This is a genomic window from Cupriavidus sp. MEYA8 (assembly GCF_059278825.1).
The window spans coordinates 434,742-447,278 of the sequence record NZ_CM181221.1 but is presented as its reverse complement, the minus strand read 5'-3'; the positions used below and the strand labels follow the sequence as shown (position 1 = coordinate 447,278).

The 12,537-nt window shown below is 67.0% G+C and carries 12 protein-coding genes; 1 reads left to right on the top strand and 11 read right to left on the bottom strand.

Annotated elements, in window-relative coordinates; translation table 11 throughout:
- Positions 1-46 precede the first annotated feature (46 nt).
- Together AC5WJ1_RS02075 and clsB are read right to left on the bottom strand one after the other, a co-directional pair.
- Entirely contained in the window at positions 47-637 is a 591-nt protein-coding gene (locus AC5WJ1_RS02075) for a TetR/AcrR family transcriptional regulator (protein WP_063236773.1), read from the bottom strand.
- Between the two features lie 343 nt (positions 638-980).
- A complete protein-coding gene (gene clsB / locus AC5WJ1_RS02070; RefSeq protein WP_431189899.1) occupies positions 981-2,276 on the bottom strand; it encodes a cardiolipin synthase ClsB in 1,296 nt (431 codons plus the stop codon).
- A 108-nt stretch (positions 2,277-2,384) separates the two neighbouring features.
- On the opposite strand from clsB, the gene mobB reads away from it, so the two are divergent.
- Positions 2,385-2,894, top strand: a complete 510-nt coding sequence (mobB, locus tag AC5WJ1_RS02065; RefSeq protein WP_135704430.1) for a molybdopterin-guanine dinucleotide biosynthesis protein B — start codon at positions 2,385-2,387, stop codon at positions 2,892-2,894.
- Positions 2,895-2,924: 30 nt separating this feature from the next.
- Here the strand turns inward: mobB and AC5WJ1_RS02060 are convergent, their stop codons facing one another.
- From AC5WJ1_RS02060 to ubiB, 9 genes are all read right to left on the bottom strand, one after another.
- Complete coding sequence (locus AC5WJ1_RS02060; RefSeq protein WP_133093705.1) at positions 2,925-3,710, bottom strand: endonuclease/exonuclease/phosphatase family protein; 786 nt, start codon at positions 3,708-3,710, stop codon at positions 2,925-2,927.
- Positions 3,707-4,189 carry a dihydroneopterin triphosphate diphosphatase gene (gene nudB, locus AC5WJ1_RS02055; protein WP_133093704.1) on the bottom strand — a complete coding sequence of 161 codons (483 nt, stop codon included), beginning with the start codon at positions 4,187-4,189 and terminating at the stop codon, positions 3,707-3,709. The genes AC5WJ1_RS02060 and nudB overlap by 4 nt, the downstream gene beginning before the upstream one ends.
- 89 nt (positions 4,190-4,278) lie before the next feature.
- On the bottom strand, positions 4,279-5,193 hold the full coding sequence (locus tag AC5WJ1_RS02050) for a hypothetical protein (RefSeq protein ID WP_494476346.1): 915 nt from the start codon (positions 5,191-5,193) through the stop codon (positions 4,279-4,281).
- 218 nt (positions 5,194-5,411) lie between these two features.
- Entirely contained in the window at positions 5,412-7,220 is a 1,809-nt protein-coding gene (aspS, locus tag AC5WJ1_RS02045) for an aspartate--tRNA ligase (protein ID WP_494476345.1), read from the bottom strand.
- Between the two features lie 67 nt (positions 7,221-7,287).
- Complete coding sequence (locus tag AC5WJ1_RS02040; RefSeq protein WP_195430574.1) at positions 7,288-7,995, bottom strand: DUF502 domain-containing protein; 708 nt, start codon at positions 7,993-7,995, stop codon at positions 7,288-7,290.
- Positions 7,996-8,008: 13 nt separating this feature from the next.
- Positions 8,009-8,347, bottom strand: coding sequence for an FmdB family zinc ribbon protein (locus AC5WJ1_RS02035; protein WP_135704428.1), 339 nt, complete (start codon positions 8,345-8,347; stop codon positions 8,009-8,011).
- Between the two features lie 196 nt (positions 8,348-8,543).
- Positions 8,544-9,980, bottom strand: a complete 1,437-nt coding sequence (locus AC5WJ1_RS02030) for a high affinity choline transporter 1 (RefSeq protein WP_135704426.1) — start codon at positions 9,978-9,980, stop codon at positions 8,544-8,546.
- A gap of 287 nt (positions 9,981-10,267) precedes the next feature.
- Positions 10,268-10,888: a methyltransferase domain-containing protein gene (locus AC5WJ1_RS02025; protein WP_135704424.1), complete on the bottom strand. Its 621-nt coding sequence runs from the start codon at positions 10,886-10,888 to the stop codon at positions 10,268-10,270.
- A 54-nt stretch (positions 10,889-10,942) separates the two neighbouring features.
- Positions 10,943-12,517 carry a ubiquinone biosynthesis regulatory protein kinase UbiB gene (gene ubiB, locus AC5WJ1_RS02020; protein WP_133093698.1) on the bottom strand — a complete coding sequence of 525 codons (1,575 nt, stop codon included), beginning with the start codon at positions 12,515-12,517 and terminating at the stop codon, positions 10,943-10,945.
- Between the last annotated feature and the right edge of the window lie 20 nt (positions 12,518-12,537).

Here is a 12,537-nt window from a genome sequence, read left to right as displayed (position 1 = left end):
CACGCCGCCCGCCTCGCTTGTCGCGATCCGGTCCGACCCGACGGCCTCAGGTACGGTAAGACTGAATCAGTTTGTTGAGCGCGACCATGGCAAGCTCGGCACTGTCAGGCAGGCGCAGGAAACGGGCGTCATGATGCAAGCCTAGTTCAAGGCTATACATCTCGAACAGCATCAGGCGCGGATCGCAATCCGCGCGCAAATGGCCCTCTTCCTTGGCCTGGTCGATGGCGCGATTCAGCGCTGCCCGCCAGATGGTGACGCTCTTGACCAGCTCGTCACGCACCAGGCTGCCGGTGCGGTCGTCGTACTCCACGGCGCCGCTGATGTAGATACACCCAGTCGTCACTTCCTGGATGCGCTTCTCCATCCAGCGCCGCACCATCGACCACAGCCGGGGCAGTCCGCGCGGCTCCTGCAGCGAGGGGTAGAACACCTCCTGCTCGAACCTGCGGTGATACTCCCGCACCACCTCCACCTGCAGGTCTTCGCGCGAACCGAAGTGCGCGAAGACGCCGCTCTTGCTCATCTGCATCCGTTCCGCGAGCAGGCCGATGGTCAGACCCTCAAGCCCGTCGCGGGACGACAGTTCCAGTGCGGCATCCAGAATTGCCACGCGCGTCATTTCACCCTTGCGCATGGGCGCGGGGGAGGCGGCGGCGGATTCGAGACGGGCTGACTGGTGTCGCATGTTATTTCTCCGTTCTGCAAAGGCCCTGCTGCGGCCTGTGCGTATGACCCTGACGTTGCATTTTGTTTGCGGAAGCTGGCGAATTTGCCGCTGCATACCGCGAATGCACGCAGTCTAAGCCAAAAAAGAACGGTCGTTCAGATTATTCTGGCGCAGCAGTCGACCTTCAAGCTTTTAATTAGACCCGTGTTTCTAAATGGGCCGCAATGCAGCATGCCCGTCACGCAAGGCGACGCAACGGCTCGCAAGCCGTGCGTTGCCGCATGGCAGCAAACGGACAGTGGCAACCGTTTCAGTAGCGCCCCGTGACGCCGGCGATGATCACGCCGAGCCGCAGCAGCATGTACGCGGTCCAGTTCGCCAGCCGGTGCAGCGGCGAGCGCCGTGCATGGGCTTCCGGCATGACGCGCACGCTGCGGTGCGCAATGGCGCTTTCCAGCGCCGTGCGCAGTTCCGCGGCAAAGGCAGCATCATAAACGGCCACGTTGGCTTCGCGCGCCAGCAGCAGGCTGAACGGGTCCATATTGCTCGAACCCACGGTGGCCCACGCTTCGTCGACCACGCCGACCTTGGCGTGCAGGAAGCTCTCTGCGTACTCGTAGATCTCCACGCCGGCTTCCAGCAGGGAGGCATAGAGCGCGTGCGTGGCGTAGTGCTGCAGCCGGTATTCGACCATGCCCTGCAGCAGCAGCCGCACGCGCACGCCGCGCGCGCGGCAGGCCAGCAGCGCGCGGCGCATCTTGTGGCCGGGCAGGAAGTAGGCGTTGGCCAGGATCACATCATGGCGCGCGGCGCCGAGCGCGCGCAGGTATTCGCGCTCGATGGTGCGGCGGTTGCGTAGGTTGTCGCGCAGCAGCAGCGCGGCCCGCACGCCGCCGGTGGGCTCGGCACGGGGTGGCAGGTCGGTCAGCAGCGGGTAGTCGGCCACCGCTGCGGCGCGGCCGCTGCCGTACGTGTCGCGCAGCGCCAGGCGCCACCAGAGCCGTTCGGCGGTCAGCGCGATGCGGTCCACCAGCGGGCCGCTGACCTGCACCGCGAAGTCGTAGCGCGGTCCCAGGTTGGTGCCTTCGAACGGGCCGTGGTTGAGGTCGTCGATGATGTTGATGCCTCCGACGAAGGCCACCTGCCCGTCGATCACCGCCAGCTTGCGGTGCAGCCGGCGCAGGTGGCGCCGGGCCAGCCGGAAGCCGTGCAGCTTGCGGTAGACGCGCAGCTGTACGCCGCCCCCGCTCAGGCGCTCGGCCATGGCGGCGGGCATGTCGCCGGCGCCGAAGCCGTCGACGGTGACGCGAACCGAGACGCCGCGCGCGGCGGCACGTACCAGCGCTTCGCTGACGGCGCGGCCAATGTCGTCGTCGGCATAGATGTAGGTTTCCAGCACTACCTGGAAAGCGGCCTGGTCGATCGCTTCGATCAGCGCGGGAAAGAAGTCCTGGCCGCCGTGCAGCAGGCGCACGGTGTTGCCGCTGGTCGGCTTGCCGCGGCGCCATGTCCAGCGCAGCATGCGATGGCGTTGCCCGTCGGCAGTGTTTTCGGCAGTGCCAGCGGCGGTCACATGCGGCCGCTCGGAGTGGGATATCCGTGACATGCCGAGATTATCGGACAGAATGCTGTCCGGAAGGCGCCCCGTGCACATGTGGGCGGATCTCTGCTATCGTCGTTGCCATCATCGACGCGCCCCCCACGGATCCTGATCGTGAAGGTATTCGGCATCACCGGCTCGTCCGGCAGCGGCAAGACCACGCTGCTCGACCAGCTGATCCCCCGCTTTGTCGCCGCCGGCGTGCGCGTGGCCGGCGTCAAGCACACCCACCACGGCTTCGATCCCGACACGCCGGGCAAGGACTCCTGGCGCATGCGCGAGGCCGGCTGCGCCAACGTGGTGCTGGTCGGCGCGCGCCACCTGACGTTGATGCGACACTATCCCGAGGCAGTGCCTTCGCCGGAGCTGGACGACGCGCTGGCGGTGCTGCCGGCCGACATCGACCTGGTGCTGGTGGAGGGCTACAAGCGCAGCGATTTTCCAAAGCTGGAGGTGTTCCGGCCCGGGCTGGGGCGTGCGCCGCTGTGGGACGAAGTACCGGGGGTGGTGGCGGTGGCTAGTGAAGATGTCGCGGGCACCGCGGCGATGACGTCGTTGCCGGTGCTGGATTTGAACGATCCGGATGCGGTGTTCGCCTTTATCCGCGACTATTCGAGCCGCTAGCTGTTCCCCGACGCGGCCTGCGCGACTGCCTCAGGCAGCCTTGTCCCGCTGCTCGGCCGCCGCTTCCACAGCCTCCTTGTGCGCACGACCCAGTTCCGCCACCAGCGGCACATGGTCCGACCGCTGCGCCCAGTCCCGCCCGGTCAGCGCGTGCGCGCGCTCGATCTCGAAGCCGCGCACGTAGATCCGGTCCAGCTGCCACCACGGCATATGGCTCGGGAACGTATGCAGCCGCGCGCCGCGCGCGTGCGACGCCTCCACCGCATGCAGCGTATTGCAGATCTGCGCATCGAGCCGGTGGTTCCAGTCGTTGAAGTCGCCGGCGATCACCAGCGGCACCCCCTCGGGCACCACGTTGCGCACGCGCTCGACCAGCGCCTCGGCCTGGCGGGCGCGGCTGCGGGCGAACAGGCCGAAATGCACGCAGATCAGGTGGGTCTCGATGCCGTTGATGTCCGCCACCGCATGCAGCAGTCCGCGCTGTTCGAAGCGGTGGTCGGAAATGTCGAGGTTTTCGGACATCAGGATCGGATGGCGCGACAGGATCGCGTTGCCGTGATGGCCGTAGTCATAGACCGCGTTGCGCCCGTAGACCGAATGCGGATACGCATCGGTCGCCAGGTAGTTGAGCTGGGTATGGTCGGGATCGAACAGCGCCGCCGCCACCAGGCGGTCGTTGCGGTCCTGCACTTCCTGCAGGAAGACGATGTCCGCATCCATCGCATGCAGGCCGGCCCGCACGTTCTGGATGCGCGGGCGCCGCGACAGGCCGGTCACCCCCTTGTGGATGTTGTAGGTGACCACGCGCAGTTTCATGGCTGCGCTCCGCATAGCGCCTGCTGCCCGGCGGCACCGGCCGCGCGCCAGGCCAGCTGGCGGATGGCTTCGGCATTGCTGCTGGAGAAGCATTGGGCGGCGGCCTGCTCCCACGGCAGCCACTTGTATTGCAGGTGCTCGCGTGGCGCCAGCGTCACCGGCAACGCTTCATGCACGCGCAGGCCGAACCAGTGCTCGGTATTGCGCGTGACGCCTTCGGCGTAGCGGTGCCGCCACTGCGGGTAGATCTCGTACTGGATCGAATGGCCCCAGTCGGCCAGCAGGTGCTCGCCGGTAATGATGCCGGTTTCCTCCGCCACCTCGCGTGCGGCGGTCAATGCCAGGGGTTCGTCCAGGGTATCGAGGCTGCCGGTCACGGACTGCCAGAACCCCGGGCGATCGGCGCGTTCCAGCAGCAAGACTTGAAGATCTGGCGTGTAGATCACGACCAGCACGGATTCCGGAATCTTGTAGGGCATGGGACTGGGCGAAAGGACAAACCCAAGGATAGCGCAGCCGCGCGCGCTTGCCACGCGAAAGCGCGGTCCCCGGGACCGATGGCCCTGTCTCAGGCAGCGTTGCGCGCGGAGGCGTGGGGCGCCAGGTACGGCTCGGTGCCCTGCCCGGTGCCTTGATGCTGCCAGGTATCGAACACCTGCGGCGAGTCGCCATGGCCCCAGGCGGCACGCAGCTGGTCCATCAGCGGCGCCAGCGACTCGCGGTAGCGCCGCGAGGCAGAGTGGGCGCGCTCGGCCAGCACGTCGGCGCTCAGCCGCGCCTGGGCCTGCAGGTGTACGCGCTCCTGTGCGATGTCCTTCTCACGCTGGCCAAGGGCGTTGTACTTCTGGATCAGGAAGCGCTGGTAGTCGCCGCCATCGACGCCCTGGGCAGCCTGCGCATTGACCTGCTCGAAGCGCAGCACGATGCTGCCGGTTTCCTGCTCGATATGGGCGGCCTCGGCGTCAAGCGCCTGCAGCGCTTCCTGGTGGCGCTGGGCATCGCGGCGCAGCGCCTGCACCTGCGCGGCCTCGTCCTCGAACACGCGCTGGGCCGCCAGGTAGGCCTGCACCGACGGCTGCGGCGCCACCACCAGCAGCGGGTCAGCGCCGCCGGCACGCTGGCCGTCGAGCAGCGCGTCGTCCGCCAGGCGCAGGTTGCCCAGCTCATCGAGCCAGCGCCCGCGTGTCATGACCGCGCCGACGGTGTCCAGCGCCAGCCGGCGCAGCGCTTCGGCACGCTGCATCTCGACCGGTTCGGCCAGCGGCTGCGGCGACGCCGCCTGCACGGCATGAGCGATATCCGGCACGCAGGCGGCCACCGTGGTAGCCACCGATTCGGACATGGCCACCGCCGCGCGGCGCTGGGCGCGGCGCAGCTCGAAGCGGGCCAGCAGCATCATTACCAGCCCGGCCACCAGCCAGGTCACGATGGTTTCCTGGTGAGCCAGCAGGAACTGGCGGATCAGTTCGGTATCCAGGTTCATGTTCACGAATTTCCTCCCGAGCGCCGGGAACCTTCATCGCGGAGGCCCCTCGGCAAATTACGTGTCAAAGAAAGGAGACACGGCCGTCGCGGGCTTCGTTCCTAGCGGTAACAAATCGAAACCAAAGCGCTGCAGGCGGCACCGCGGGCGCGGTATTGCGCAGAAAGCAAAAAAGCCGCGCATCGGCGCGGCTTTCTTTACCCGGGAGGCACAGCAACTCAGGCGTTCGGCTTCGGTTCCGCAGCGCGCAGGCGGATGTGCAGCTCGCGCAGCTGCTTCTCGTCGACCGAGCTCGGGGCCTGGGTCAGCAGGTCCTGGGCGCGCTGGGTCTTGGGGAAGGCGATCACGTCGCGGATCGAGTCGGCGCCGGCCATCATGGTCACGATACGGTCCAGGCCGAAGGCCAGGCCGCCGTGCGGGGGCGCGCCGTACTGCAGCGCGTCCAGCAGGTAGCCGAACTTGGCGCGGGCTTCCTCGTCGTTGATGTTGAGCGCGCGGAACACCTTGCTCTGGATGTCCGAGCGGAAGATACGGACCGAGCCGCCGCCCATTTCCCAGCCGTTCAGCACCATGTCGTAGGCCTTGGCCAGGCACTTGCCCGGGTCGGTCTCCAGGTATTCCAGGTGCTCGTCCTTGGGGCTGGTGAACGGGTGGTGCATGGCGACCCAGCGGGCGTCTTCCTCGTCGTACTCGAACATCGGGAAGTCCACCACCCACAGCGGCTTCCAGGCGTCCTCGAACAGGTCATTGGCCTTGCCGAAGTCGGAGTGGCCGATCTTCAGGCGCAGCGCGCCGATCGAGTCGTTGACCACCTTGGCCTTGTCGGCGCCGAAGAAGATGATGTCGCCGTCCTGGGCGCCGGTGCGCTTCAGGATCTCGGCAATGGCAGCGTCGTGCAGGTTCTTGACGATCGGCGACTGCAGGCCGTCGCGGCCCTTGGCCACTTCGTTGACCTTGATCCAGGCCAGGCCCTTGGCGCCGTAGATGCCGACAAACTGGGTGTAGGCGTCGATCTCGCCACGCGAGATGGCGCCGCCGCCCGGCACGCGCAGGCCGACCACGCGGCCGTTGTCGCTGTTGGCCGGGCCCGAGAACACCTTGAAATCGACGTCCTTCATCACTTCCGTCAGCTCGGTGAATTCCAGCTTGACGCGCAGGTCAGGCTTGTCCGAGCCGAAGCGGGCCATGGCTTCGCGGAACTCCATCACCGGGAACTTGGCGTCCAGGTCGACATCGATGGCGTTCTTGAACACCGTGCGCATCATGTCCTCGAACAGGTCGCGGATCTCCTGCTCGGTCAGGAACGAGGTCTCGCAGTCGATCTGCGTAAATTCAGGCTGGCGATCCGCGCGCAGGTCTTCGTCGCGGAAGCACTTGGTGATCTGGTAGTAGCGGTCGAAGCCCGAGACCATCAGCATCTGCTTGAAGATCTGCGGCGACTGCGGCAGCGCGAAGAAGTGGCCCGGGTTCACGCGCGACGGCACCAGGTAGTCGCGCGCGCCTTCGGGCGTGCTCTTGCCCAGCATCGGGGTCTCGATGTCGATGAAGCCCTGGGCGTCCAGGAACTTGCGCACTTCCATCGCCACCTTGTAGCGCAGGCGCAGGTTGTACTGCATCTGCGGGCGGCGCAGGTCCAGCACGCGGTGCGTCAGGCGGGTGGTTTCCGACAGGTTGTCGTCGTCGAGCTGGAACGGGGGCGTGACCGACGGGTTCAGCACGGTCAGCTCGTGGCACAGCACTTCGATCTTGCCCGAGGTCAGGTTGGCGTTCTCGGTGCCGGCCGGGCGCGGACGCACCTTGCCGGTGACGCGAATGCAGAACTCGTTGCGGATCTCTTCCGCGGCCTTGAACATCTCGGGGCGGTCCGGGTCACACACCACCTGCACCAGGCCTTCGCGGTCGCGCAGGTCGATGAAGATCACGCCGCCATGGTCGCGGCGGCGCTGGACCCAGCCGGTCAGGGCCACTTCCTGGCCCGAGAATTGTTCGGTCACCAGACCGCAGTAGTGAGTACGCATGGAGGACATAAGGAGAGATTCCCGGTAAAACGCTGCCGCCCGAAGCAGATCGGGCGGCTCGTATCTGTTTGAATGCTTAAGGATCGGTCGTCTCGACCGCTTCCCCGCTGCTGGCGCGGCTGGCCGGCGGCCGCTGCTGCGGCGGCGCGCTATCGCTCTTGCGGGGCAGCTCGGCCGGCGCCACCACGCCCATCGAGACGATGTACTTGAGCGCGGCATCGACGGTCATGTCGAGTTCGATGGTGTCGGCCTTGGGCATCATCAGGAAGAAGCCCGAAGTCGGATTCGGCGTGGTCGGCACGTAGACGCTGACGTACTCGCCCTGCAGGTGGTTCTGCACGTCGCCGCCGGGGCGGCCGGTCAGGAAGGCGATGGTCCACGAGCCCTCGCGCGGATACTGCACCAGCAGCGCCTTGCGGAAAGCATTGCCCGACGACGACAGCAGCGTGTCCGACACCTGCTTGACGCTGGTGTAGATCGGGCCGACCACGGGGATATGGCCCAGCAGCGCTTCCCACCAGCGCACCAGGCGCTGACCGATGAAGTTATGCGCCAGCAGGCCGACCAGCAGGATGAACAGCAGCGTCAGGATGGCGCCGAGGCCGGTGACGCGCTTGCCGAACATGAGCCGGTCCGGGCGCCAGGCCTCGGGCAGCAGTGCCAGGCTCTGGTCCATCGTGCCGATGATCAGGCTGAGCACCCACAGCGTGATGCCCAGCGGCACCAGCACCAGCAGACCGGTTAGGAACCAGGTCTTGAGGGCGGAAGTCTTCTTGGCGACCACGTGGCGATCCGGATCAGTGGCAGGCGCAGGCGCTGCCGCAACCGCCGGCGGCAGGCGCGGCGGCGGCGGTGGTGCTGGCCGAAGACGATTCGGCGGCGGCCGGGGCGCTGGCCGCTGCCGCGCCGGCAGCCGCACCGCCCGCGGCCGGCGCGCTGGTGCCGCCGCTGCCGCCGCGGAAGTCGGTCACGTACCAGCCCGAGCCCTTGAGCTGGAAGCCGGCCGCGGTCAGCTGCTTCTTGAACGAACCGGCGGCGCCGCACGACGGGCAGTCCGTCAGCGGGGCGTCGCTCATTTTTTGCAGCACATCGCGCCCGTGGCCGCAGGCGTCGCAACGGTAGGCATAGATCGGCATGGTGTCTTTTGGCGAGAAAACTACGGAAATCGGTACAAAGGCGGGCATCGCCGCCGGTGCCGGAGAGCGCGGAAACCCGCGCGCGCCGCCCCGCATGGCGATGCAAAGCCTTGAATTATAAACCGTTCTGTGGCTGGCTGATGACCGGAAATGGAGGGCTATCGGGGCCCTGCCTTGGGAGTGGCGAGGCGCCGGGTCAGGCGATATGCACTTCCTTGACCGGCGCGTGATCCGCGATCCACTGCGGCAGCAGCGAGCCGACCACCATGCCGCTGATCGAGAACATCAGGCCTACCATTTGCGGCGGGACCACCGCATCGGCGAAGGCGACCTCGCAGGTGAGCCACGAGGTCAGGCCCAGCAGGATCGCGGCCAGGCCGCCCTGGCGGGTGGCGTGCTTCCAGAACATGCCGAAGGCCAGCGGCACGAAGGACGACACCAGCGTGACCTTGTAGGCATTTTCGACCATATGGAAGATCGACAGGTGCGAGTTCAGCGCGAACAGCGTCACCAGCGTGGTGAACACCAGCACCACGCTCTGCATCACGCGCAGGAACTGCTTGTCGTCGAGATGGCGAAAGTACGGGCGCAGGATGTTCTCGGCAAAGGTCACCGACGGCGCCAGCAGCGTCGCCGAGGCGCAGCTCTTGATCGCCGACAGCAGCGCGCCGAAGAACATCACCTGGGCGAACATCGGGGCATGCTGCAGGATCAGCTGCGGCAGGATCAGCTGCGAATCGGTGTCGATGTACTTGGCCACCATGCCCGGATCGATCAGCGTGGCCGAATACGCCAGGAACATCGGGATAAAGGCGAAGCAGAAATACAGCACGCCGCCCAGCACCGAGGCGCGCCCGGCGATCTGCTCGGTGCGCGACGAAGTCACCCGCTGGAACACGTCCTGCTGCGGGATCGAGCCCAGCATCATGGTGAACAGCGCCGCGGCAAAGCCGATGATCTGCACGAAATCCAGCGCCGGCAGGAACTCGAACTTGCCCGCCGCGGCCGCGTGCGACACCACCGCCGTGACGCCGCCGGCCTGGCCGCTGACTTCGTAGCCGATATACACCATGCCGATCACGATGATGATCATCTGGATGAAGTCGGTGATCGCCACCGACCACATGCCGCCGAACAGCGTATAGACCAGCACGCTGGCAGCGCCGATCATCATGCCGGCCTCCTGCGACAGCGCGCCGTCCGAGACCGTATAGAACACCAGCCCCAGCGCCTTGATCTGCGCCGCGACCCAGCCCAGGTACGAGACCACGATGCACAGCGTGGTCAGCACCTCGGCCAGCCGGCCGTAGCGGTTGTGGTAGTAGTCGCCGATGGTCAGCAGGTTCATCCGGTACAGCGGCCGGGCGAAGAACAGGCCCACCAGGATCAGGCACAGCGACGAGCCGAACGGGTCAGACACCACCCCCGACAGCCCCTCCTTAAGGAACACGGCCGGGATGCCCAGCACGGTCTCGGAGCCGAACCAGGTGGCGAAGACGGTGGCGGTGACGATGTGGAACGGCAGGCTGCGCCCGGCGACGGCGAAATCGGTGGTGTTGCGTACGCGCAGCGCCGCCCACAGGCCGATGCCGACCGAGATTACCCAGTAGATGATGACGAACCAGATCAGCATGCCGCTGCCTATGCAGAAAGTGCCCTTGTGGCGAAAAACCGAATGCCGGGGCGGCTTGCGTGATACGTCAGGTGCGCCTGCCCGGAGTCCAATTCATCGGTCGGGGCCGCGTGAGGAGCTTCTTGGCGAGTTCCCGGAGCGGGAGCGCGCGGCAGGGCCTGCGGTCGTAGCCGAATCAAAACGCGGATTATAGCGACGCAGACCGGCACGGGACAAAAAAATTCCCGGGTGGGGCAAATGCGCCACGCGGGTGCATCCGGAGCGCCACAACGGCTGGGAGCGAACGCTCAGCCGCCCAGCCGCCGCCACACCTGCCAGCGCTCCTGCCCCTGGAACACGGGCAGCGGCGCGGCCGAGGGCCGGTCTTCCAGGCGCTCGAAAGCGGTTCCCAGCAGAGCCGCCAGCTCGGCCTCGGGCATCGCGAAGGGCGGTCCGCCGCGGTTCTCGCCCACGTAGAAGTAGCCAGCCAGCAAGCCGCCCGGCGGCAGCAACTCGGCCACGCGGACGGCATAGGCGCCCCGCATCGCCGGCGGCAGCGCGCACAGGAAGGCACGCTCGTAGACCAGCTGGCATGGCGGCTGGGGCGTGAAGGCGAAGAAATCGGCCTGCTGCACCACCGCCCCGGCCGGACCCAGCGCGCGTTTGGCCGAGACCACCGCCTGCGCCGAAAAATCGATTGCCGTCACCGGCCAGCCCTGCTCGAACAGCCACGCTGCCTCCCAGCCGTTGCCGCAGCCCGGCACCAGCGTCGGGCACGGCGCGCGGCCGGCGATGAACTGGCGGAACTCCTCCGGCACGCCGCCTGCGTCCCAGGGCGTGAAGTGCTGCGCGAAGCGCTCGTCCCAGAATGACGGGTCGGCGGCGTTGCGCGTGCTGAACGCCGGGGCGGGCTTGGGCACGTCGGCCATGGGGACTGTCTCCTCGTTTGCCTGCTTACTCTTACTTATATAGCGGGTCGCTTGTCAGTAGCCGCCCCACGCCAGCACGTGCGTCAGCACGATGCCGGCGACAAAGCCGCCGACCAGCAGCAGCGCCGTGCCCAGCAGCCGGTTGGTGCGGCGCTGCTCGGCCACCAGCTGCGCCAGCAGCTTGTCCTGCTCGCCGTTGCCGGCCAGCGCGCGCCGCTCCAGGAACTGGTGCGCCAGCCGCGGGAAGTCCGGCAGCATCTTGGCCCACTGCGGGGCTTCCACCTTGACCCGCTCCCAGGCGCCCTTCCAGCCTACCTGCTCGTACATCCAGCGCTCCAGGAACGGCTTGGCGGTCTTCCACAGGTCCAGGTCCGGATCGAGCTGGCGGCCCAGTCCTTCGATATTGAGCAGCGTCTTCTGCAGCAGCACCAGCTGCGGCTGGATCTCGACATTGAAGCGGCGCGAGGTCTGGAACAGGCGCATCAGCACCATGCCCAGCGAGATTTCCTTCAGCGGCTTGTCGAAGTACGGCTCGCAGCAGGCGCGCACCGCGCTTTCCAGCTCTTCCACGCGGGTCTCGGGCGGGACCCAGCCGGATTCCACGTGCAGCAGCGCCACGCGGTGGTAGTCGCGGCGGAAAAAGGCGATGAAGTTCTGCGCCAGGTAGTTCTTGTCGAACTCAGACAGCGCGCCGACGATGCCGAAGTCCAGCGCGATGTAGCGGCCGAAGGACTCCGGCTGCACCGACACCAGGATGTTGCCCGGGTGCATGTCGGCATGGAAGAAGCCGTCGCGGAACACCTGGGTGAAGAAGATCTCGACGCCCTCCTCGGCCAGCTGGTGCATGTCGACGCCGGCCGCCTTGAGCGATTCGGTGCGCGAGATCGGGATGCCATGCATGCGCTCCATCACGAACACCGAGCTGCTGCACCAGTCCCAGAACACCTCGGGCACCAGCAGCAGGTTGGTGTCGGCAAAGTTGCGGCGCAGCTGGCTGGCGTTGGCCGCCTCGATCATCAGGTCGAGTTCGTCGTGCAGGTATTTGTCGAACTCGGCCACCACCTCGCGCGGCTTCAGGCGCTTGCCGTCGGCCCAGAAGCGCTCCAGCCAGGTGGCCATGTCGCGCATCAGCGCCAGGTCGCTGTCGATCACCGGCAGCATGCCCGGGCGCAGCACCTTCACCGCGACCTCGCGGCCGTGGTTGGGGCCGCCCTTGAGCGTGGCGAAGTGGACTTGCGCGATCGACGCGCTGGCCACCGGCTGGTGCTCGAAGGTGTCGAACAGCTGGGCGATCGGCCGACCCAGCGAGCGCTCGATGATCCTGACCGCCACCGCCGAGTCGAACGGCGGCACCTGGTCCTGCAGCTTGGCCAGCTCGTCGGCAATATCGGGCGGCATCAGGTCGCGGCGCGTCGACAGGACCTGGCCGAACTTGACGAAGATCGGCCCCAGCGCCGTCAGCGCGCGCCGCAGGCGCTCGCCACGCGGCATGTCGAGCTTGCGGCCGATGGTGATGACGCGCACCAGGAAACGGATCTTGCGGTTGCTGAAGCCGGACAGCACCAGCTCGTCCAGGCCGTAGTAAAGGATGACGAAGAGGATCTTGCCAAGGCGCAGGAGGCGGGTCATTCGGGAGTCTTCTCGGGGCC

Excerpts from the sequence above, each read along its gene's own strand:
- AC5WJ1_RS02050 (WP_494476346.1), bottom strand. The coding sequence starts at position 5,193 with ATGAACCTGGATACCGAACTGATCCGCCAGTTCCTGCTGGCTCACCAG.
- aspS (WP_494476345.1), bottom strand. The coding sequence starts at position 7,220 with ATGTCCTCCATGCGTACTCACTACTGCGGTCTGGTGACCGAACAATTC.
- AC5WJ1_RS02060 (WP_133093705.1), bottom strand. The coding sequence starts at position 3,710 with ATGAAACTGCGCGTGGTCACCTACAACATCCACAAGGGGGTGACCGGC.
- AC5WJ1_RS02025 (WP_135704424.1), bottom strand. The coding sequence starts at position 10,888 with ATGGCCGACGTGCCCAAGCCCGCCCCGGCGTTCAGCACGCGCAACGCC.
- AC5WJ1_RS02030 (WP_135704426.1), bottom strand. The coding sequence starts at position 9,980 with ATGCTGATCTGGTTCGTCATCATCTACTGGGTAATCTCGGTCGGCATC.
- AC5WJ1_RS02075 (WP_063236773.1), bottom strand. The coding sequence starts at position 637 with ATGCGCAAGGGTGAAATGACGCGCGTGGCAATTCTGGATGCCGCACTG.
- ubiB (WP_133093698.1), bottom strand. The coding sequence starts at position 12,517 with ATGACCCGCCTCCTGCGCCTTGGCAAGATCCTCTTCGTCATCCTTTAC.
- AC5WJ1_RS02035 (WP_135704428.1), bottom strand. The coding sequence starts at position 8,347 with ATGCCGATCTATGCCTACCGTTGCGACGCCTGCGGCCACGGGCGCGAT.
- nudB (WP_133093704.1), bottom strand. The coding sequence starts at position 4,189 with ATGCCCTACAAGATTCCGGAATCCGTGCTGGTCGTGATCTACACGCCA.
- clsB (WP_431189899.1), bottom strand. The coding sequence starts at position 2,276 with ATGTCACGGATATCCCACTCCGAGCGGCCGCATGTGACCGCCGCTGGC.